The organism is Halomonas sp. A020, from assembly GCF_027943625.1.
GTDB lineage: Bacteria > Pseudomonadota > Gammaproteobacteria > Pseudomonadales > Halomonadaceae > Vreelandella > Vreelandella piezotolerans.
In genome coordinates, this window is the sequence record NZ_AP022850.1 from 1,226,958 (window position 1) to 1,246,844 (window position 19,887).

15 protein-coding genes are annotated in these 19,887 nt (G+C 59.5%); 7 read left to right on the top strand and 8 right to left on the bottom strand.

All coding sequences use genetic code 11. From position 1 onward, the window contains the following. The first annotated feature begins 118 nt into the window (after positions 1-118). Entirely contained in the window at positions 119-3,664 is a 3,546-nt protein-coding gene (locus tag FRH_RS05665; protein WP_281997947.1) for an AAA domain-containing protein, read from the top strand. A gap of 204 nt (positions 3,665-3,868) precedes the next feature. On the opposite strand, the gene FRH_RS05670 is transcribed toward FRH_RS05665, so the two are convergent. Continuing rightward, positions 3,869-4,747 carry a YicC/YloC family endoribonuclease gene (locus FRH_RS05670; protein ID WP_281997948.1) on the bottom strand — a complete coding sequence of 293 codons (879 nt, stop codon included), beginning with the start codon at positions 4,745-4,747 and terminating at the stop codon, positions 3,869-3,871. A 116-nt stretch (positions 4,748-4,863) separates the two neighbouring features. Here FRH_RS05670 and rph point away from each other — a divergent pair, with 116 nt between their 5' ends. Continuing rightward, entirely contained in the window at positions 4,864-5,601 is a 738-nt protein-coding gene (rph, locus tag FRH_RS05675; RefSeq protein ID WP_281997949.1) for a ribonuclease PH, read from the top strand. Positions 5,602-5,670: 69 nt separating this feature from the next. Here the strand turns inward: rph and FRH_RS05680 are convergent, their stop codons facing one another. Beyond that, positions 5,671-6,438 (bottom strand): exodeoxyribonuclease III, encoded by a 768-nt coding sequence (locus tag FRH_RS05680; RefSeq protein ID WP_139526142.1) that lies wholly within the window; start codon positions 6,436-6,438, stop codon positions 5,671-5,673. A gap of 151 nt (positions 6,439-6,589) precedes the next feature. Here FRH_RS05680 and pyrE point away from each other — a divergent pair, with 151 nt between their 5' ends. Then, on the top strand, positions 6,590-7,255 hold the full coding sequence (gene pyrE / locus FRH_RS05685; protein WP_239296686.1) for an orotate phosphoribosyltransferase: 666 nt from the start codon (positions 6,590-6,592) through the stop codon (positions 7,253-7,255). A gap of 2 nt (positions 7,256-7,257) precedes the next feature. Here the strand turns inward: pyrE and FRH_RS05690 are convergent, their stop codons facing one another. Then, positions 7,258-7,728 carry a tRNA (cytidine(34)-2'-O)-methyltransferase gene (locus FRH_RS05690; protein WP_153843646.1) on the bottom strand — a complete coding sequence of 157 codons (471 nt, stop codon included), beginning with the start codon at positions 7,726-7,728 and terminating at the stop codon, positions 7,258-7,260. A 108-nt stretch (positions 7,729-7,836) separates the two neighbouring features. On the opposite strand from FRH_RS05690, the gene rep reads away from it, so the two are divergent. Beyond that, positions 7,837-9,906: a DNA helicase Rep gene (gene rep / locus FRH_RS05695; protein ID WP_281997950.1), complete on the top strand. Its 2,070-nt coding sequence runs from the start codon at positions 7,837-7,839 to the stop codon at positions 9,904-9,906. A 114-nt stretch (positions 9,907-10,020) separates the two neighbouring features. Here rep and FRH_RS05700 read toward each other — a convergent pair whose 3' ends face one another. Beyond that, complete coding sequence (locus tag FRH_RS05700; RefSeq protein WP_281997951.1) at positions 10,021-10,845, bottom strand: c-type cytochrome; 825 nt, start codon at positions 10,843-10,845, stop codon at positions 10,021-10,023. Positions 10,846-11,122: 277 nt separating this feature from the next. Continuing rightward, positions 11,123-12,010, bottom strand: coding sequence for a GNAT family N-acetyltransferase (locus FRH_RS05705; protein ID WP_281997952.1), 888 nt, complete (start codon positions 12,008-12,010; stop codon positions 11,123-11,125). Positions 12,011-12,069: 59 nt separating this feature from the next. Here FRH_RS05705 and FRH_RS05710 point away from each other — a divergent pair, with 59 nt between their 5' ends. The 3 genes from FRH_RS05710 (at position 12,070) to FRH_RS05720 (ending at position 14,879) form a co-directional block, all read left to right on the top strand. Next, the gene (locus tag FRH_RS05710) at positions 12,070-12,744 is read left to right on the top strand and encodes a response regulator transcription factor (RefSeq protein WP_172515142.1); all 675 of its coding nucleotides are present in this window, start codon (positions 12,070-12,072) and stop codon (positions 12,742-12,744) included. Next, positions 12,741-14,141: an ATP-binding protein gene (locus tag FRH_RS05715; RefSeq protein WP_281997953.1), complete on the top strand. Its 1,401-nt coding sequence runs from the start codon at positions 12,741-12,743 to the stop codon at positions 14,139-14,141. Before FRH_RS05710 ends, FRH_RS05715 begins: the two co-directional genes overlap by 4 nt. A 120-nt stretch (positions 14,142-14,261) precedes the next feature. Next, complete coding sequence (locus FRH_RS05720; protein WP_058577344.1) at positions 14,262-14,879, top strand: CBS domain-containing protein; 618 nt, start codon at positions 14,262-14,264, stop codon at positions 14,877-14,879. Positions 14,880-15,016: 137 nt separating this feature from the next. Here FRH_RS05720 and nhaD read toward each other — a convergent pair whose 3' ends face one another. The 3 genes from nhaD to glmU form a co-directional block, all read right to left on the bottom strand. Then, the gene (gene nhaD / locus FRH_RS05725) at positions 15,017-16,483 is read right to left on the bottom strand and encodes a sodium:proton antiporter NhaD (RefSeq protein WP_058577343.1); all 1,467 of its coding nucleotides are present in this window, start codon (positions 16,481-16,483) and stop codon (positions 15,017-15,019) included. Between the two features lie 155 nt (positions 16,484-16,638). Next, positions 16,639-18,465 carry a glutamine--fructose-6-phosphate transaminase (isomerizing) gene (glmS, locus tag FRH_RS05730; RefSeq protein WP_058577342.1) on the bottom strand — a complete coding sequence of 609 codons (1,827 nt, stop codon included), beginning with the start codon at positions 18,463-18,465 and terminating at the stop codon, positions 16,639-16,641. Positions 18,466-18,518: 53 nt separating this feature from the next. After that, positions 18,519-19,886 (bottom strand): bifunctional UDP-N-acetylglucosamine diphosphorylase/glucosamine-1-phosphate N-acetyltransferase GlmU, encoded by a 1,368-nt coding sequence (gene glmU, locus FRH_RS05735; protein ID WP_281997954.1) that lies wholly within the window; start codon positions 19,884-19,886, stop codon positions 18,519-18,521. Position 19,887 lies beyond the last annotated feature (1 nt).

Below are 19,887 nucleotides of genomic sequence, written 5' to 3' on the forward strand. Positions count from 1 at the left end.
CAACCATGATTAGCAAGCTGGCCGAGTTGAGTGCTTTAAACCGGGCGTTGTTCGGGCGCATCCAGATCGAGCTCGCCGCCCAGGCACCGAAAAAACGAACGCGAAAGAAGGCAACGATATGAGTCAGGCAGAGACTCTCCAGCCCGCGGCCCAACGCTGGCTTCGCTACTGGCGCAACTCGCTGGCGGATGCCGAAAGCGGGCAAGGCGCGCTGACCCAAAAGGCGCTGGATCAGACCGAGTACCTTGAGCGGACGGTTTATCGCGATGGCTACCTGCCCTCCAACCACCCGGTACTCAAGCGGCTGTTCGAGGGGGAAAAGGAAGCGACTCAGCTGGTGCGGATAGCGCTACGCCCAGCGGTGTACAAAGGGCTGCAGGAGCATGGCGTGGAAAAACTCGCGCTCTACCCCGCGATCATCACGCCGCTGATCTGCGGGTTGTGGGTCGCCCGCGACGGCCGCTTGATTCCCGCCGAGCCGCCGGTGATTCCCCGCGACCTGCTGGCGCCCCAGGCCGACGACCGCTTCACACTCAATGATGTCGCCGAGCAGGATCGTTTTCTTAGCAAGGCCGAGCCGCGGGTCTGGTCGGAAAGCGAAGCGCAGGCATTGCTCGAGGCCACCACATTCGAGGCGCACAGCGAGTATTGGAAGCCGTACTACGCGCTGTCGCAAAAACTATTCGAAGCGCTTTGCCCGACGGATCGGTTGAAAGAGGTATACATCAGCGCCGACGAGGCGCGCATTGCCAAGGTCGATGAACAGCTGGGCGCGGCTGAGAAGATCATCGGCCTCTACGACTGGCTCTCGGAAAACAAGCCAGCGCTGCCGCTGCTGGAAAGCTACGCGCTTTCACGCAACGAGACGTACCAGCCCTGCGTTGCGCCTCTGCCCGGCATGCCCCATCGGCTGGGCCATGCCACTAGCCAGTACCCGCTGGCCATTGCCCAGCGCGATGCGCTGGCACAGGTCATGGCCATGGAGGAAGGCGAGGTGCTGGCGGTCAACGGCCCGCCGGGCACGGGCAAGACCACCTTCGTGCTCTCGGCCGTGGCCTCGCTGTGGGTGAACGCTGCCCTCGGTGAACGCGAACCGCCGCTGATCATGGCCGCCTCCACCAACAACCAGGCCGTAACCAACGTGCTCGAGGCCTTTGCCAAGGATTTCGAGGAAACCGAGGACGCCTTCGGCGGACGCTGGCTGCCGGGCATTGACAGCTACGGCGGTTTCTACTGCGCGCGCAGCCGGGAAGGCGACGCATCGCAGCACTACCAGACCCCGTCGTTTTATCGCGAGGTCGAATCCCCGACATATCTCGAGCGCGCCAAGATAGCGTTTCTGGCACATGCCCGCCAAGCGTTCGACGATGACGCGCTCACCGACGTAGACGCCGTTCGCCAGCGGCTTCATCAGCGGTTAAAAGCGCACCAGGCCCAGCTTGATGATTTTCACCAGCGCTGGGCGGGGCGGGCAACGCTTCAGGCACAGCTTGCCGAGCAGCTGGGCGAGGCGCCCGACCAAGCACTTGAGCGCGAGCAAGCGGCGATCACCGCGCTACAAGGCGAGTTCGATACGTTCGAGGCGGATCTCAAGCGTTGGCAGCGCTTTTGCGCCGACGAGCCCATGTGGCTCTCCCTGCTGGCCGTGCTGCCGCCGGTGGCCAAAAGGCGGCGCATGCGGCGTGATCTGTTCATCAGCGAGCACCTGAGCAGTGACGGGCAGCATCTGATCGACCAGTCGGCAGAGCCTCCCGAGGCGGTGCTGAAGGCACGGCGCGATCAGCAGCGCGCCGCGCTGGACGAGAAGCACGTCTTCGTTGCCAAATGCCAACAAGCCATGCGGGCGATCGAGCAGGCCACGGCAGCACTGGAGGCGGCCTTTCGCGAACACATCGGCAAGCCACTACCGGCGACGTTCGACGCCTTCGATCAGGCGCTGGATACCACGCTTCGCTTCACCCTCTTTCAACTGGCGGTGCACTACTGGGAAGCGCGCTGGCTACAAGCGTGCGCCGAACGCGCTGACGAGCTGGCCGAGCAGACGGCCAAGGGCAATGAGAAACAGGGACTTGCTTCAGTGCGCCCGCGCTGGCGTCGACGCATGATGCTGACCCCTTGTATCGTCTCGACGCTGCACTCGCTGCCGTCGCACATGATCCACAAGGTGTTCGAAGGCCCAGGCCAGTTCCGGCCTAATTATCTGGTGAATGAAATCGATCTCTTGATCATCGACGAAGCGGGCCAGGTCGCGCCGGATGTGGCAGGCGCTTCCATGGCGTTGACCAAACGCGTGCTGGCGATTGGCGATGTGCACCAGATCAAGCCGGTGGCCACCCAGTCGCCGACCGTCGATGTGGGCAATTTATCCCATCAGGGGCTGCTTACCACCGTCGATGAGTATGAAGAACTGCGCGAGGGCGGCCGCTCGGTGATGGACGGCAGCGTAATGCGCATTGCCCAGCAGGCCAGCCGCTACCATTACCTAGAGCAGGCCGAGCCGGGCATGTTCCTGCGCGAGCACCGGCGCTGCCTCAACGAGATCATCGCCTACTGCAACGACCTCTGCTACCAGGGGGTATTGCAGCCGCTGCGCGACAAACCAGCCACCGATACCGAACTGCCGCCCTTTGGCTACGTGCAGGTGGATGGCCGGGCGGAAACGCCACCTTCGGGAAGCCGCATCAACCGGCTGGAAGCCATTACGGTGGCCGAGTGGCTGGCCACCCAGCGCGAGCAGCTGGAATCTACGCACGGCAAGCCGCTTGAACAGATCGTCGGCGTCGTCACGCCCTTCAAGGCCCAGGCCAAGCTGATCGAGCAGGAGTGCCAGGCGCGGGATATCAAGGTCGGCGCGGGCAGTGCGGCGATGACGGTGGGCACAGTACACGCTTTGCAAGGGGCGGAGCGCACGGTCGTGCTTTTTTCTGCGGTCTATTCGCGCCACGACGATGGCAGTTTTATCGACAATGACCCTTCGATTTTGAACGTAGCGGTATCACGCGCGAAAGACAGCTTTCTCGTATTTGGCGACATGGACGTTATTGATGCTGCCCCACGGGGAACGCCACGTCACCTGCTGGGGCGGTACCTGTTCAGTCGTGAAGAAAACGAGCTACTGTTTACTGCCAGCATTTCACGCCCCGACCTGCTCGAACTTTGTCGAAAGCCACGAGTGATCAACGATGCCGAGGAGCATGACGACTGCATAAAAGAGTTACTTGAACACGCCAGCTCACGCCTCGATATAGTTTCGCCCTGGATCTCTTACAGACGCCTGGATGAAACCGGAATACTGACAGCACTTCAAAAGGCAACTGCCCGTGGCATTGCCATTACGATCTATACCGACCATCGCTTCAATACCGCTAACGGTGATCAGCCGGATACCCAGAAAGCGGCTCGCTTCGAAAGGTGCTGTGAAGCACTCGCCGAGGACAAGGTGACAGTGAAGGTGGTCAACCAAGTTCACAGCAAACTCGTCATGGTCGATGATTACGTTATGTGTGCGGGCTCCTACAACTGGGCCTGCGCTGCGCGTCACGGGCCGTACCGAAACATGGAAACATCGATACTTTACAGCGGCGAACTGGTAGAGGAATTGAAGCTTCAGCGCGCGGCTCTGGAGAAACGCGTCAGAAATCAGCATCCCGAAAACACTGTATAAGAAACCTGCGTTGGGGTTTATCTTCATAAAATCAAATGAATGGATTTAACCAAACGCCTCCAGTGCCAGATGTTCGCTGCTTGGCTCGAACATCTGGCCCAATACATTCACGCCCACTCAGACCCGCTACTAGCATCTGCTGGTAGGTAGCAAAGGTTGCCTCTACCACCCTTGCACTCCAAGCTGTCGCTCGGCTCCTACTTTTCACTCAATATTCTGGATCTGCTCCCGCATCTGCTCGATCAACACCTTCAGTTCCACCGCGCAGCGGGTGGTCTCTGCCACCACGGATTTCGATGAGAGCGTATTCGCTTCGCGGTTGAGCTCCTGCATCAGGAAGTCCAATCGGCGGCCTTTGGGGCCTTTTTGGGCGAGCTGGTGGCGCACTTCTTCGATATGCGCGGTGAGGCGGTCCAGCTCTTCGTCCACGTCGGCTTTTTGGGCCACCAGTACCAGCTCGGCTTCCAGACGCTGGGGGTCGAGTTCGGTTTTGGCGATGTCTAAACGCTCTAGCAGTTGGGCGCGTTGGCGCTCCAGAATCTGCGGCAGCAGGCTGCGTACGGTGGCCACTTGCTCGCTGACCGCCTCCAGGCGGGTGGTGATCATCTCGGCGAGCTTGTCGCCTTCGCGGGCGCGGGCGTCGATCAGCTCGTCCAGGGCTTGGTCAAACAGCGCGTTGGCGGCGGCTTTGATGGCGTCTTGGTCGAGGTGCTGGGTTTCCATCACGCCGGGCTGGTTGAGCAGTGCTAGCGTGGTGGGCGGCACGGCGCCGGGCACCTGCTGCTGAATGGCGACCAGGGCATCGGCTATCTCTTTTAGTCGCTGGGCGTTCACGGCCGGTGCTTGGGCGGTATCAGCGCTCTCAAAGCGTACGCTGCACTCCACCTTGCCACGCGCCAGGCGCGTGCGCAGCGCTTCGCGCAGCACCGGCTCTAGATCCCGCAGGCTTTCGTGTAGGCGAAAGTGCGGCTCTAGGTAGCGCTGGTTCACCGAGCGAATCTCGACCTGCAGGGTGCCAAACGGGGCGGCCTGCTCGGTGCGGGCGAAAGCGGTCATGCTATGTACGTGGCGGGAAGCGGCCATAAGTGAGCATCCTATCCATCAATGTGATTCCGGACAGTCTAACCGATAGGCCCATCCACGCACGCTCAGACGTGTACAATAGAGGGCTTTCCACTTTTAACATGATGTGAGGTGCTATGCGTCCTGATGTTGTTCGCCCCAGCGGTCGCGAGGCCGACCAGCTCCGTGAGATTCGCTTGACCCGTGACTACACCCGCCATGCGGAAGGCTCCGTGCTGGTGGAGTTTGGCGATACCAAGGTGCTGTGCAACGCGAGCGTGGAAGCGGGCGTGCCGCGCTGGCTGCGCGGTAAGAATCAGGGCTGGATTACCGCCGAGTACGGCATGCTACCCCGCGCCACCCACTCCCGCAGCGGCCGCGAAGCGACCCGCGGCAAACAGGGTGGCCGCACGCTGGAGATTCAACGGCTGATTGGCCGCAGCCTGCGCGCGGCGGTGAATTTGAAGAAACTGGGCGAATTCACCATTACCGTGGATTGCGATGTCATCCAAGCCGATGGTGGCACGCGTACGGCGGCGATTACCGGTGGCTGCGTGGCGCTGGTGGACGCGATTCGCTATCTGCAGCGGGAGAAGAAGATCAAAGGCGACCCCTTCAAGCAGCTGGTCAGCGCGATCTCGGTGGGTATTTACAAGGGCGTGCCGGTGCTGGACCTGGACTATCCCGAAGACAGCAAGGCCGACACCGACCTGAACGTGGTGATGACTGAAGACGCTGAGCTGATCGAAGTGCAAGGCACGGCGGAAGCGGGCGCGTTCAGCCGTAAAGAGCTGAATGCCATGCTGGACCTAGCTGAAAAAGCCGGTAATGAGCTGCGCGAGAAGCAGCGTGAAGCGCTGGGCATTCGCTCTTGAGCGAGCCAAACGCAACAGGCCAGCGGTAAGCTGGCCTGTTGGCGGTGCGACGCGGGAAGTAGCTAACGCTTAAAGCGCTAGATCGTACTCGACGATCAGCGGTGCGAACTCGGAGAAGGTCGCATCGTAATCGATCCACGCATCGACCACGTGACGACGGAAGTTGGGGCCGACCAGCTGGTAGTCGATCCGCCAGCCCTCTTGGCGATCACGGGGCACGTCTTGGTCAAGCTTGGGCCACCAGGTGTATTCGCCAGCGTCGCGATTGATTTCGCGGAAGGTGTCGATAAAACCGGTGGGGCCAAGCACCTGGTCCATCCAGGCACGCTCTTCCGGGCGGAAACCGGAGGTGAGCTGGTTGTCCGACCAGTTGGCCAAATCGACGGTCTTGTGGGCGATGTGCCAGGTCCCGCAGATGATGTATTCGCGGCGTTTGCGCGACATCTTCGTCAGGTACTCTTGGTACTGCTCCATGAACGCCTGTTTGGCTTTTTGGTCGCTGCCATCGGGCATCAGGAAGGTGGCGATACTGAAGCGGTCGTAGTCCGCCTGCAGAAAGCGCCCTTCGTGGTCGCACTGAGGGAACCCCAGGCCGTACATGATGGCTTTGGGGATTTTGCGGCAATAGAGTGCCACGCCGGCGAAACCATCCTCCTCGGCATCCAGGAAGTAGCCTTCGTAGCCTTCCGGATAGAGGATGTGGTCACCCAGTTCGAAACTTTTCGCCTTGATGTTCTGCACGCAGACCACGTCGGCATCCTGCTGAGCCAGCCAGTCCAGGAAGCCACGGTCGACGGCATCACGTATACCATTGACATTGATGCTGGCAATTTTCATAAATCGTCCCTTTTGCGTCGCTGCTGTATGATACCCGACGTTTAGACGTTTGGGTAAATAGACAAACCAAATCTTGCTATTTAGCCCCGTTTTATTGTTGCGTTTGACTTACATTCTTATCGACCACCCCTACCGACAAGAGAACACCGCCGTGGCCACCACTCTACAACCCTACCAACGCGATTTCATTGCCTTCGCTATTGAGCAGGGCGTGCTCAAGTTTGGCGAGTTCACGCTGAAGTCGGGGCGAGTAAGCCCTTACTTTTTCAACGCCGGGCTGTTCCAAACGGGCCGCGCGCTGGCCAAGCTGGGCCGCTTTTACGCCCAGGCGATCGTCGATAGCGGTTTACGAACGGACGTACTGTTTGGCCCGGCCTACAAGGGCATTCCGCTAGCGGCGGTCACCGCGGCGGCCCTGGCCGACCACCATGACCGCGACATGCCCTACGCGTTCAACCGCAAAGAGGCCAAGACCCACGGCGAAGGCGGCAACATCGTAGGGGCTCCGCTGGCCGGTGATATCTTGATCATCGATGACGTGATCACCGCAGGGACCGCCATCCGTGAAGTGATGAGTCTGATCGAGCAAAGCGGCGCGCGGGCAGGCGGGGTGATCATCGCCCTCGACCGACAGGAGCGCGGCCAGGGGGAACAGAGCGCCATTCAAGAAGTGCAGGCGCAGTACGGCATGCCGGTGGTCAGCATCGTCACCCTCGAACAAGTGCTCACGTATTTGGAAGAGCACGCAGGCGGCGAGATGCTCGCCTACGCCGATGCGGTACGCGCTTACCGCGACCAGTACGGTATTGCCGGGTAAAGCTAGATCGCGAGGGCGCCAGCGTAATTCTGCTGGCGCCACGCCTCATAACTCACCACCGCTACCGCGTTGGAGAGATTCAAACTACGGTTATTGGGCTGCATGGGAATACGCAGTTTATGCTCGGCGGGCAGCATGGCGTGCACCTCAGGGGAAAGCCCGGCGGTTTCCGAACCAAATAGCAGCACATCCCCCGGTGCAAAGTTGGCATCGCTGTGGGCGCGGGTGCCCTTGGTGGTGATCGCCCAGATGGTGCGCCCCTGCATGGCGGTGTAAAACGCCGTAAAATCCGCGTGTCGGGTTACGTTGGCGAGGTCGCGGTAGTCTAATCCCGCGCGGCGCAGCTTTTTCTCTTCGAGATCGAAGCCTAGCGGCTCGATCAAATGGAGTCGGCAGCCGTTGTTCGCCACCAGGCGCATAATGTTGCCCGTATTGGGAGCCATCCGCGGCTCGAATAGCGCTACTTCAAACATCACCACCTGCCTATGAGTTACCTGCTGTATTTGCCCGCTGCGCCTTCGTCAGCGCCGCTGATTGTAATGGAAATCGCTCCGAAACACTTGTAGAGGTCACCCTTCGCCATGACGCCCCAACCGCCAAAGAGCATTCTTAGCCGTATCAAAGGGCTCAACCCACGCCAGCAAGAGGCGGTGCGCTACATCGATGGCCCCTGCCTGGTGTTGGCGGGCGCGGGGTCGGGCAAAACCAGCGTGATCACCACCAAGATTGCCTACCTCGTGCAAGAGTGCGGCATGAGCGCCCGCAAAATCGCGGCGGTGACCTTTACCAACAAGGCCGCCCGAGAGATGAAAGAGCGGGTGGGCCAAATGCTGAAAGGCAAAGAGGGCCACGGGCTGACGGTCTCGACCTTCCACAACCTGGGGCTCAACATCATTCGCGGCGAGCTAAAGACGCTGGGCTACAAGCCGGGCTTTTCACTCTTCGACCCAGAAGACGCCAAGGCGCTGCTGCGCGACTTGATGAATAAAGACGCTCAGGTCGATGCCGAGCAGATCAACGCCGTGCAGGCCAAGATTTCCCAGTGGAAGAACGACTTGGTACTGCCGGGGGAGGCGCTCTCGTTCGCGGCGGACGATGACGAGCACTTCGCCGCGCGGGTGTACGAAGCCTACGTTCGCCACCTGAAAGCCTACAACGCGGTGGATTTCGACGACCTGATCCTGCTCCCGGTGGTGCTTCTACAGCGCGACCCCGAGGCGCTGGCCCGCTGGCGGCGTAAAATCCACTACATGCTGGTGGATGAGTACCAGGACACCAACGTCTCCCAGTACCTACTGGTGAAACTGCTGATGGCGGAACGGGCCACCTTTACCGTGGTGGGCGACGACGACCAGTCGATTTACGCCTGGCGGGGCGCGCGGCCGGAGAATCTGGTCACGCTAGGGGAGGATTTTCCCCGTTTGAAGGTCATCAAGCTGGAGCAGAACTACCGCTCTACCGGCACGATACTGCGTGCCGCCAACACGCTGATTGCCAACAACCCCCACGTCTACGATAAAACCCTGTGGTCGGACATGGGCGACGGCGCGCCGATTCGCGTGGTGGTGAACCGCCATGAAGAGGCCGAAGCCGAGCGGGTGGCTAGCGAAATGCTCACCCGGCGCATCAAAGAGAACGCCGAGTGGCGGGATTTTGCGGTGCTCTACCGGGGCAACTTTCAGGCGCGTCTGCTGGAGCTGAAGCTGCAGCACTATCAAATCCCCTACAAGCTCTCCGGCGGTACGTCGTTTTTCTCGCGTAACGAGATCAAGGACGCCATGGCCTACCTGCGCCTGCTGATCAACCCCGCCGATGACAACGCCTTCTTGCGTATCGTCAACGTGCCGCGCCGGGAAATTGGCCCCGGCACGCTGGAGAAACTCGCCAACTATGCCACCGAGCGCTCGATCTCGCTGTTTGCCGCCTGCCACGAACTAGGGCTCGAGCAAACGCTGCCCACCCGCGCCGTGGAGCGGCTCTCGCGCTTTACCCACTTCATCGACGGCGTGCGCAAACGGATGGACCAGGGCGATGCGATTGCCGCCATCCGCGACATGCTGCGGGAGATGGATTACGAAGCATGGCTCTATCAAAACGCCAGCGCGCCCACCATCGCCGAGCGTCGCATGGCCAACGTGTGGATCTTGATCGACCAACTGGAAAAATCGCTGGACCGCGACCCGGAAGACGCCACAGCTTCCACCGAGACAGAAACCGACGGCGTGGAAGCGGCTATCTCCCGCCTGGTGCTGCGCGACATTCTCGAACAGCAGGCAGAAGAGGATGACTCGGACCGCGTGCAGCTCCTCACCATGCACGCCTCCAAAGGGTTGGAGTTTCCGCACGTGTATTTGATGGGTTTGGAAGAGGATCTACTGCCCCACCGCAACGCCATCGAGATGGATACCGTAGAAGAAGAACGGCGTTTAGCCTACGTGGGCATTACCCGCGCCCGACGCACGCTAACGCTGACGCTGGCCCGCCAGCGCAAGGCCTATGGCGAGCTGATGGACTGCCAGCCCAGCCGCTTTTTGGATGAGTTGCCCGCGGATGATTTGGAGTGGGAGGGCCGCGCCGATAAAGAGGACCCGGAGAAGAAGCAGGCACGCGGTAAAGATGCCATTGCCGGATTGCGTTCGCTGCTGGGATGAGCGTACGAAGCAAAGGGCGCACATAAAAATATCCACAGGGGGTTTTGAATGCCCACCTGTGGATATCTTATAAAGAATGATGCCCCCACCCTACGGTTAGGGTGAGGTATCCACTTACTGTACTTGCGAGACCATGTAGTCGACGACGGCCATGATCTCTTCATCGGACGCGCTGCTGCCACCGCGCGGCGGCATCACGCCTTTACCGTTGAAGACGCTTTGGTAGAGTGCGTCGGTACCCTGCTCAATGCGCGGGCCCCAGGCTTCCGCATCACCGATGGCGGGGGCACCCGCCACACCAGCGGCGTGACACGCTGCGCAGCCAATGCTGGCGTAGAGGGCTTCACCGTCTAAACCGCTGTCACCACCGGATGCTTCGACATCGCTGGCGGCGGTATCCTCAGCGGGCGCTTCAGCGGTTGTTTCGTTAGCCGCCATATCGTCGCTCGCGCCTTCGTCGGCGGCTTCTGCTGACGCTTCTTCACCGCCGCCCAGCTCCGGGACTTCCATCACGGGAGAGACCAAGTGAGCAACGGCGGCTTCCACCTCTTCGTCAGAGAGGTTGGGGTTGCCGCCACGGGCAGGCATTGCGCCAATACCATTAATGGCGTGGTCTAGCAGGGTGGCAAAGCCTTGCTCGGTGCGCTCGGCCCAGGCCGCTTCATCGCCACGTACCGGGGCACCGGCTGCGCCCGTTTCGTGGCACGCCATACAGACGTTGTTGTAAATACCGGCACCGTCAATTTCACCACCACCGCCACTGCTGGCCACGGCCGGTGCTGCGGCCGTACCACAGTCTTGGCCTTGAAGGCAGAGTTGTCCTACCGGCGCTAGGCGCTCAGCGATTGCGTCACGCGCTGCATCTTGGGCATAAGCACCGGATGTGCCTGCCATGACGCCGAGGGCCGCCAGCCCGCTCATGATCAGCTTAGATTTCACTCTCACCACCTCTTGAGTTTTATGTAATAAACGCGTTGCGTTTCAAAACGAGTGCGTCCGTTTTTGCTTATGCTGACTACCTAGCGCTTGGAGACACCGCTCTTGCCGAAGTGCGGCCATGCCACTGTCGATGAACTCTGCCACCGGGACACCGAAACGCCAAGACATACGTATAGAGTTAGTATACCGAGAACATAAAGGGTAAGAAAATGCTACTAAGCGCGGCAATTCAACCCACGGTAATGGTACTCATTCGTTGCGACCGCTGAAGACGACTTCAATACCACCCTAACAGGCGCTCGCGCCCCTGTAGTTCGAAGCCTGTGTGGTCATATACACGCCGTGCGGGTGTGTTTTGCGCATCGACCGTTAAGCTCAGGCTCTTCGCCCCAGCCTCGGCGGCCAACGTTTGCGCATGGCCGATGATGGCTCTCCCCAGCCCTTGGCCCCGCCATTCGGGCACCAGCCCCATCAGTTGCAGGCTCCAGTGCGAGGAAGAGGTGCCCAGTAACAATACCCCCACCTCTCGCTGCTGGTACGTCAACCCAAACCAATGCGATGGTTGAGACGACCCCGCCTGAGCCTGGAACCCCGCCAGCAAAGTCGTCACGGGCAGTGCATCGCGCAGCGCTGGGCAATCCAACGACGCTTCCCCCACCCGCGCCAACAGCGCATGCTGCTCAGCCAGAGGAAACATCGTGAACGGACGTAACCCCAGCGATGGCTGGGGAGCAACGGAAGTTTGGCATGTCCATACCCGATGCTCCAGCGTGGCCATAGCCCGCATTCCGCCATGAACCAGCGTTCTTTCCCATGCGTCCCACGGCGCGGGTAGTACCACGTGGCACAACGCGATGGGCTCGCGCCTTACCCACTCTCGTAGGGCGTTTAACAAGGGCAGCGCGGCATCGACGTGCCTGGGCAACCATAGCTGCGCCGTTTGGCTCGACAGCGGCTGCACCCAAGCAGCCGCGAGAATATGCTCGCCCGCCATGGCCACCCATAGGCCTCGCCAATCGGCCGAGCTGGCCGTGGTCAGGGCGTGCTGCAAATCCGCCTGCTGGGTAGCGTTTTGAACGGCTGCCAAATGCAGCAGCGCCTCGCGCCGACGGTGGTCGGAGCAGGGTCGAACGACAAGGTGGCTGAGTGGCGAACGACGTGTCATGTTAGATAACCGGGTAATATGAAATAGCCCCTATGAGTCAAGGAGGGTCCCCCTACGTTATGCGCCTGTTATTAGTAGAAGACGACCCCAGCTTAGCATCGGGAATTCGCATCGCCCTAAAACCCGAACACTATACGGTGGATCATCTTACCGATGGAGAGAGTGCGCTCAACGCACTCCAAAGCGAACCCTTTGATGCCGTCATACTGGATCTCGGTTTACCCAACGTGGATGGTATAGAGGTATTACGGACAATTAGACGTCACGGCAATCACGTGCCCATTTTAGTACTCACTGCCCGTGATGCCGTGGATCATCGCATTGAAGGACTCGATTCAGGCGCCGATGACTATCTCACCAAGCCATTTGAGGTGGATGAACTCAAGGCACGTTTACGCGCCCTGCTACGTCGTAGCCAAGGCCACACGAATGACGTGTTGAGATTTCGCGGCATTAGCTTGGATCCTCAATCCTTGATCGTGACCTATCAACACCAGACGGTTCCCCTGTCACGTCGTGAACTCGCGTTGCTTCAAGAGTTTATGAGTCATCCAGGACGTGTTTTCACCCGCGATACGCTCACTCGATTGATTTATGGGTGGGAAGAGGAGGTAGAGAGCAACGCCATTGAAGTTCATATCCATCATTTAAGGCGCAAGCTATTTCCCGATGTGGTGCGAACGGTACGAGGGATTGGTTATGTCATGGATAAACCCGAGCAGGTAGCTCCATGACCTCCATTCGCCGTCGCACGTTAGGCCTCGTCCTACTCGTCTTTGGCATTAGCATGCTGATCATTGGCTATATCAGCTATCGCTATGCCGCTCGCGAAATCGAGGCGTTGCATGATAGGAGCTTGGCGCAAAATGCCGTGTTGCTAGAGGGACTACTTCAAGCCCCTTTGCCCGAATACGAACAGTCATTGCTGATTAGTAGCCTAGAAAAAGCCCTATCGGCCCCCCACCAACGTGTTACCTCTGCGACAGCTGACACCCTGCGTGAACTCGCCTTTCAATTGTGGGAAGAGGACCGTCTGCTTCTACGCTCTGCCAGCGGACCGAGCACGCCGCTGGTTCAGCAACCGGCTGGCTACTCGACGATCACGGTGGACGAGTACGAGTGGCGCGTGTACGTCCTGGATGTTCCTAACAGCCCCAAACGCGTGGTGGTCAGCGAGCGCGAGGACGTGCGCGGCGAGCTAATCAGCGCCGTGGCGCTTCGCACGCTGCTGCCCGACCTCATCGGGCTGCCCTTCCTGACGCTGCTGCTATGGTGGTCCATTGGCTGGGGATTGGCACCTTTGTCTCGCCTGGCAGAGCAGATTCGTAGTCGAGATCCGCACAATCTCAAACCATTACCGCTCTATCCGATGCCACAGGAGTTGGGCACCATCGCTGGCGCACTGAACAGGCTGTTAGAGCGGCTGCGTCAACTGCGAATACGCGAAAAACGGTTTATTGCCGACGCCGCCCACGAACTGCGCACCCCTTTGGCCGTGCTGGATCTTCACGCCCAGAATGCGCTAGCGGCCGATAACGCCGAAGATCGTGAAGCGTCGCTGCACTACTTGCGTAGCGGTGTCGCTCGCTCGACGCGTCTAGTGTCCCAGTTACTCACCCTGGCGCGCCTCGACCCCGAAGAGGAGCCGCTGCCAGAAATACGCTTCGCCAACGTGCTGCAGGAAACTCAGGAAACCCTGGCAAAGCTCTCGCCACTGGCCGCCGAACGCCAACAGCAGCTGCTGCTCAATGTCGATCAGCATGCCGACTGGCAGATGGAAGAGGAGCCTGGCGCCATCGAAACACTCATACAGAATTTGGTCGGCAATGCCATGCAACACTCCCCGGCTCAGAGCATCGTGACGGTGACGCTCGAAGCCGCTTCCCAGGGCATCACGATCATGGTCGATGACCAAGGTCCCGGCATCCCTGTCCAAGCACGCAGTCGGGTCATCGAACGCTTCCAGCGTGCAGGCCCGGGAGCAGGCGCGGGACTTGGGCTTTCCATCGTCGAGCGTGTGGTCAAACGCCACGAAGGCTTGTTGCGGTTGGAAGAGGCTCCAAACGGCGGCCTGCGGGTGAGAGCGGTCGTGGCAAGAGATGCGTTGACGCAGCGCCAGGCAAAAGAATGAGAAAAAATGTAACACGGGGGATGTCTTAAGATTGTGATAAGAATTCCGTGCAAATGTGAAGGTACAAAGCAGGCGCGTGGTGAATGACCTGCTTCTTCACAACCACGGAGGTACCCCTCGATGAACCAACTCATGCACTCACATAAGCCGCTCGTTCAGTTTGGTGCGACTCCGTTGCTCACGACGCCGACGCCCAAGCAGTTGACGCCCGATAGCCCGGCCATGTCGGTACTCACCGACTTTACTCATGTCATGCCGCAATCGATCGCAGGCGACACGCCCATCGATGACGCTCATCTGAAAATGCGCCATGGCGGTATTCGTTTACTATTCGTGATGGACAAACAGTCCCACTGCGTGGGCGTGCTCACCGCCAAAGAGGTCATCGGTACCCGGCGCATCAATCTGGCCATGCAGCAGCGTAACCTAGAGCGCTCCGAAGTGACCGCCGCCATGATCATGACACCCTGGGAGAAACTCAGCGCCATGCCGCTGGAGCAGCTCGCGTCGCTCACCATCGAAGACCTCGTCCTCTCCATGGAAAGCTTTACCGAGCAGCATCTGTTGATTACCGAGCGCAAGCCAAACCAGGAGCTCAGCGTAAGAGGCATCATTTCTGCCACTGATATCCAGTCGGCCATGGGCAGCCGTTTGAATACCCAACCACCCACGACGGTGGTTCCCATGGCGCGCAGCTTCGCCGATATCTGCCAAGTCATTACCGGCCACGACTTATAAGCCACCAAGGCGCGTGGTCTTAAGTGCCACGCCGCCTGTCGACATATAGGCTCCTAACGAAACGCCCCTTATCCAGCGATAAGGGGCGTTTTTATTGGCCTGCCTAACCAAACGGCTAGGCAGGATAGCCAACCGCCTTAGAAAAGACTGGCGTTGATCAGCAGGTGTGCCACGATACTGGCTACGTAACCTAACAAAATAGCGGGCACCCAGCGCAAATGCACCGCAAACGTGTAGATACCACGGGCTTGCCCCATCAGCGCTACCCCGGCAGCCGATCCCATGGAGAGCAGGCTGCCCCCCACACCGGCCGTCAGAGTGATCAGCAGCCAGTTGCCTTCCGACATATCCGGCGCCATGGATAGCACGGCGAACATCACTGGAATGTTATCCACCACCGCTGAGATCAGCCCCAGCACGACGTTGGCCCACACCGGGTCCCAGCCGCCGTAAAGCGTTTCCGAAAGCAGGCTGAGATAGCCCATGAACCCCAGGCCACCCACACACATCACCACCCCGTAGAAGAACAGCAGCGTGTCCCACTCGGAACGGGCGATACGGCTGAAGATATCGAACGGCACCACGCTGCCTAGCTGCTCCAGCTTTTTCCAATCTCCGCGGCGGGAGTAACGCTCACGTTTGCGCTCCAGCGAACGGGGCAAACTGCGACGCAGGTAATAGCCAAAGAATTGCAGCAGGCCTAGACCAAACATCATGCCCATAGCGGGCGGCAGGTACAGAATCGAGTGGCACAGCACCGAGATCGCCACGGTGATCAAGAACAGTACGATGATGCGCCGGGCGCCCCGCTTCAACCACACGTTTTCGGTGAGCGCAGCGGGCTGACGATTGACGATGAAAAAGTTCATGATCACCGCAGGCACCATGAAATTCACGATGGCAGGTACCAACAGTGCAAAGAAGCCTTCGAAAGGCACCTGACCGGCTTGCCACACCATCAGTGTGGTGATATCGCCAAACGGGCTGAACGCACCACCGGCGTTGGAGGCCACCACCACGTTGACACAGCAGAGGCTGATAAACTTGTTATCCCCCTCGGCGACCTTTAGCACCACCGCACACATCAGCATGGCAGTCGTCATGTTGTTGGCGATGGACGAAATACCGAACGCCAAACAGCCGGTAATCCAGAATAGGCTCCGGTAGCTAAACCCCTTGCGCACCAGCCACGCACGCAGTGCATCGAACACACGACGCTCTTCCATGGCGTTGATGTACGTCATCGCCACCAGGAGGAACAGCAGCAGCTCGGTATACTCGAGCAGCGTCTCTTTGAAGGCGCTCTCTGCCTCATGGGGCATACCCGCTTGTACGTAGACCCACGCGACCATGGCCCAGATCAGGCCAGCGGCCACCAGAACCGGTTTGGATTTACGCATGTGGATGATTTCTTCACTCATGACCAGGGCATAGGCCAGAATGAAAATGGTCACGGAGGCGATACCGGCAAGCGAGGTGGTGAGATCGAGGGGGCCAGCAGCAGCAAAAGCAAGAGAAGGAAAAGCGAAGAGGCAGAGTGCGGTCAACAACCAAGCAACGCGGCAAGCGGGATGCCGAGTTGCAAGGACGTTAGGTGGTTTCATAGCAGCGTGATCCTGGCAGGGTTAGAGAGTACCGCCACGATCATAAGCACACTAACTATGTGCTGCAACGCAGCGATGGCGCATAAGATGCGGCCATTTGCCGCATCTTGTAAAGCGCTTTATTCATTCGATTGCAATTAATTGTGACGCTTCGATCATTCAACGGTCACGCTCTTGGCAAGGTTACGCGGTTGATCCACATCGGTGCCTTTCAGGACCGCCACATGATAGCTCAGAAGCTGCAGTGGCAAGGTATAGAGTAGCGGTGCCAGCGCTTCGTGAACATTCGGTAGCTCCAAAACGTGAATATCGTCTTGGGAGTTAATCCCTACCTTTTGATCGGCAAATACGAATAGCTGTCCCCCACGGGCGCGTACTTCTTGGAGATTGGATTTTAGCTTTTCCAGCAGGTCATCGTTGGGGGCTACCGAGATGACCGGCATCTCGCTATCCACCAGCGCCAGCGGGCCGTGTTTGAGCTCGCCGGCCGGATAGGCTTCCGCGTGGATATAGGAAATCTCCTTGAGCTTCAGCGCGCCTTCTAAAGCAATGGGGTAGTGCGCCCCACGACCCAGGAAGAGCGCGTGATGCTTCTCTGCAAATGCCTGAGAAAGCACTTCGATCTGCCGATCGAGACCCAACACCTGCTGACAGAGCGCGGGCAGTGCCTGCAGGGCGCCAATGATCTCTGGCTGCGCTGGCTGGCCCTTTGCTTTACTGACCGATAGCGTCAGCAGCATCAGCGCAATCAACTGAGTGGTAAACGCTTTGGTCGAGGCGACGCCAATTTCTGGGCCCGCGCGGGTCATCAGCGACATGTCGGACTCCCGCACCAGGGAGCTTCCGGGCACGTTGCAGATCGCCAGCGAGCCGACATAGTTCAGCGTCTTGGCAAAGCGCAGCGCCGCCAGCGTATCGGCGGTTTCTCCAGATTGGGAGAGCGTGACGAACAGTGTCCCTTCCGGCACGACTGGGTGACGGTAGCGATACTCGGAGGCCACTTCGACCTGTACCGGCACCCCGGCGTAGCGCTCCAACCAGTAACGCGCCACCAAGCCTGCATGATAGCTGGTGCCGCAGGCAATGATATGCACCTGCCGGGCTTTCTGGAACAACGCCTGGGCCTCTGGCCCAAAACTTTCGACCAGTACGCTGCTGGCGCTCAGCCGACCTTCCAGAGCGGCTTCGATAACCTTGGGCTGCTCGAAAATTTCCTTGAGCATGTAGTGACGATACTCGCCCTTGCTGGCCGCGCCGTCGCCATGCTCGAAGGTATGCACCGGGCGCTCAGCCGTATCGCCCTGCCGATCGACGATGCGAAGGGCACCGCCCTCACGCAGCTCGACTACATCGCCCTCTTCCAGATAGATAAAGCGATCGGTCACCTGTAAAAGCGCCAGCGGGTCAGAGGCTAAAAAGGCTTCGTCGATCCCGACACCCACGACTAGCGGGCTTCCTTGGCGCGCGCCCACCACCACATTGGGTTCGGTCACGCTCATCACGCCCAGTGCGTAAGCACCGCCAAGACCATGCACGATCTCCTGCGTCGCCTCGAACAGCGTTTTGCCCGTAGCGAGTGTTTCCGCCAGCAAGTGGGCGATCACTTCGGTATCGGTTTCCGAAGTGAACGTGTAACCGCTACCTTGCAGCGTCTCTTTGATCTGCTCGTAGTTTTCGATAATGCCGTTATGAACCACGGCAACGGTATCGCTGCTGTGATGCGGATGCGCATTGGCCTCGGAGGGTTTACCGTGCGTGGCCCAGCGAGTGTGCGCAATACCGCTACTGCCCGGTAACGCCGCAATATCCAATCGTTCGGCCAGTGCCGAGACCTTACCCAAGGCACGGTGTCGCGTTAAGGCACCGTCGTTCAGCACCGTCATGCCAGAGGAGTCATAACCGCGATACTCCAGACGTTTGAGTCCTTCCAGCAAAATTCCCTGCACATTGCGCTGTGCAACCGCTGCGACGATGCCACACATAACTCTTTCTCCTAGGGCGTTTGCACGCCGCATTATTCAACGTGTCGATGCACTTATTTAGTCGTTTTCACCGGGCGCGGCCAGTCGGGCTTCTCTAGCTGTCGGCTGCGGGTCACGGCCAACGCGTGCTCGGCGACGTCTTTGGCAATCGTGGATCCCGCGCCGACGGTGGCCCCTTTGCCCACCGTGACGGGTGCCACCAGCGCGGTATTGGAACCGATGAAGGCATTATCGCCAATCTCGGTGCGGTGCTTGTTCACGCCGTCGTAATTGCAGGTGATGGTGCCCGCGCCCACGTTCACATCGCGCCCCAGACGAGCATCCCCCACGTAACTCAAATGATTGATTTTGCTTCCTTCACCCACGTCAGCGTTTTTGGTTTCGACAAAATTACCGACCTTGGCTTTGACTGCCAAGCGGGTTCCGGGGCGCAGCCGCGCGTAGGGTCCCACCTGGTTAAGGCCTGCCGCCACGGTCGTATCGACCACGCTGTGGCTGTGAATCTCGCTTTCCGCGCCAATGGTGCTGTCCTTGATGACGCAGTAGGGCCCGACCCGCACGCCTTCGCCAAGTTCGACGTTCCCTTCGAACACGCAGCCTACGTCGATGAAGACGTCGTGACCGCAGGTGAGCTTACCGCGCACGTCGATGCGTGCGGGGTCGGCCAAGGCAACGCCTTGAGCCATCAGCGTCTCCGCCGTTTGCTGCTGGTAGGCACGCTCTAGACGGGCCATTTGCACGCGATTATTGACCCCTTCCACCTCTGTGGCAGCGTGTGGCTGTGCGGTGGCGACCTTGATGCCCTCACTGGCCGCCATGGCGATCACGTCGGTCAGGTAGTACTCTCCCTGGGCATTCTCTGCCGAGAGTTGGGGCAGCCAACGCTTCAGTTGAGCGCTGGTCATGGCCATGATGCCGGTGTTGCACTCGTTAATCGCCAGCTGCTCCTCGTTGGCATCTTTCTGCTCGACGATCGCCACGGCGTGGCCCTCGGCATCGCGCACGATACGCCCATAGCCACTGGGGTCTTCCAGCGTGACGGTGAGCAGGCCCATGTGCTGCTCATCCACCTTGGCCAGCAAGTCGGCCAACGTATCGCGACGAATCAGCGGCACGTCGCCATATAGTACCAACACGATACCGCTGCCCAACTGAGGCTGCGCCTGAGCCACCGCATGTCCGGTGCCTTTTTGCTCTTCCTGCAGTGCAAACGAGACATCATACTCCGCCAACGCGTCGCGAAGTTGGTCAGCACCATGGCCAATCACCACGTGGGTACGACTCGGGTTCAGGCCACTGGCCGTTGCCAGTACGTGCTCTACCATGGGCTTACCCGCTAGCGTGTGCAGTACTTTGGGCAACTGAGAGCGCATCCGTGTGCCTTTACCTGCGGCTAAGATGACGATATCGAGGTCGTGCATG